The sequence below is a fragment of the Caldivirga sp. genome (assembly GCF_023256255.1).
In the GTDB taxonomy this organism is placed as follows: domain Archaea; phylum Thermoproteota; class Thermoprotei; order Thermoproteales; family Thermocladiaceae; genus Caldivirga.
Genome location: NZ_JAGDXD010000022.1, coordinates 36,523 through 38,584 on the forward strand (window position 1 = coordinate 36,523; position 2,062 = coordinate 38,584).

Genomic DNA, 2,062 nt, shown 5'->3' on the forward strand with positions numbered 1-2,062 from the left:
TCCAAAGAAAAACGTCCTTGAAGAGCTAAGCACCTCTGCCCCGTTGCCCGAATTAATCGAGACTGTGACATTTTTCGCTATGCCGCTTCCAGTATTTGTCACTTGTAGGGTCAATGTTTGATTGTATCCTGTATAAAGTGGCGCAGGCACGCCGTTTATTGCGCTTACCTTCACTTCTGGCACTTTCACATTCACCTCTATGGTGAGATTTACCTCTTTAGAGATAGAGCTGTTTGTATCTGTGGTATAATTGACAATAAAATGCAGAGTGTGGCTTCCTGAATTTATGTTTCTACTTGCATGGTAGCTCGCTTCTTCTTCAATTTGCTGGCCCATTTCCAACGCACCTATGTTTAGCTCTTTTGCGCCTACAACGCTTATGTTGCTGCTATTTAACAAAGTAATTCTCACATTTCTCGCAGTCCCTTCTCCATTGTTTGCAACAATCAAAGACGCGCCGAAGTCTTCGCCAGGATTTATCTCGCTTGGTAATAGGTTTATTGTAATGTTAGGCTGGTTGTAAACATATATGGTTATAGGCAGTACTGAAGAGCCCACTTCTTCTCCTATCCCTATTGGCGGGCTTGTCTCGTATGTTGCCACAACATTCAGCGTATATACTCCTTCTGGCGTTGTTTTCGGTATGTATAGAATATATGTATAAAAGCCAAAACTCAGGCCCTCTCCCAGTGTGCTTATCTCATACGTGCCCGAAGGCGAAAAATTAAGCAAAGGATACGCCCCTTGAAGTTGCATGTCTATGTTCTTGAGAGAGTTGTCGTAAGAGTTATATAACTGGAAAGTTATAGTTACATTTTCCCCAGCTTTTGCAGGGTTGGGTTCAACAGCCAAATTTGCCAGCGAAAGTGCTCCAGAAACTTGTGCTTTGCTTGTAGTTGCTAGCAGCAATGCCAATGCCAATAAAACGCCTAAATTCAATTTTTTGTTTTGCATGTTCACACCGCATTTACATTTCTAAATAGAATAAGGCTTACTGCAATTGTAGCAATTGCGAAGCCTATAAGAATCGCAGAGTATAAAATGAATAAGGACCAAGGCAGCAAACCTTTTAGCATCACGTCCCTTACTGCATCAACCGCATAGGTCATTGGATTGTATGTGCTAAACGGCTGCATGATCCTGGGCAATGTGCTTGTAGGCATAAACGCTCCTGAAAGGATCCACATTGGCAAAGTTATCGCCATGCCCAGAAGGGAATATACCTCAACCTTGCTTATCCTAGACCCGAGGGCTGTTGCCACGCCGCTAAACCCTAATGAGCTCAGAAAAGCAAACCAAATTATGAAAGCCAAACCCACAGGCCCTTCTGCAATTTCGCCGCCATAAGCCAAGCCGATTGCCAAAGCAAGCAGAGCATTGATCATGGATTGCGAAATTCCGTATGCCATTTTGCCCAGAAGAATTGAAAGCTTATGAATGGGAGTTACCATAAATGCCTTTAGGTTGCCAAGCTGTCTATCCGTTATAATAGTAAAGCCACCGCTCCACATTGAGCCAAAGGCGGCAACCATGACTACAATGCCCGCTATTAGGAAGGTTTTGTAACTGCTACTTGCGCCATATACGTAATTCGTATTTGTGGTTGTGCTGCTAATCACGCTCGGCCGGGCGTCGAACAGCTCCGCTACCTGATCTATCGCTGCGTCTGCCTCCTGCGAGGCAATAGGCGAGGATATGTCCGTATACAAGAATACCGTATTGCGTGTTGTCTTTCCAAAGTTTTCAGGGAGTACCACTACAGAAGTTACACTTCCTGTAGCCAATAAATTCATTGCTTCGTGTTGGTTTGACAATACATAGATTTTGAGCGAATTCTGTTCATTAAGTTTACTTATGAAGCTTATGGCATAAGGCGAGCTTGCCAGATTGACAACTGCTATTGGTACATGGTTTACAGACATGCCGAGGTTTCCTAAAAGCAGGATAAGCGTAAGCGGAAATATTATCGATCTCGCTATGCTCGTTTTCCAGTTCTTCTTGAATATAAGCATGTCCCTTATATACAAATTGTAAGCATCGCCAATTATTCCCATTTTATCGC

General features: G+C 43.4%; 2 protein-coding genes. Both read right to left on the bottom strand.

What is annotated here, in order from left to right; all coding sequences use genetic code 11:
- Positions 1–960: COG1361 S-layer family protein (locus tag Q0C29_RS03470; RefSeq protein WP_367173611.1), on the bottom strand; the 960-nt coding region annotated here is incomplete at its 3' end.
- Positions 957–2,062: ABC transporter permease (locus Q0C29_RS03475; RefSeq protein ID WP_291999266.1), on the bottom strand; the 1,106-nt coding region annotated here is incomplete at its 5' end. The genes Q0C29_RS03475 and Q0C29_RS03470, both read right to left, overlap by 4 nt.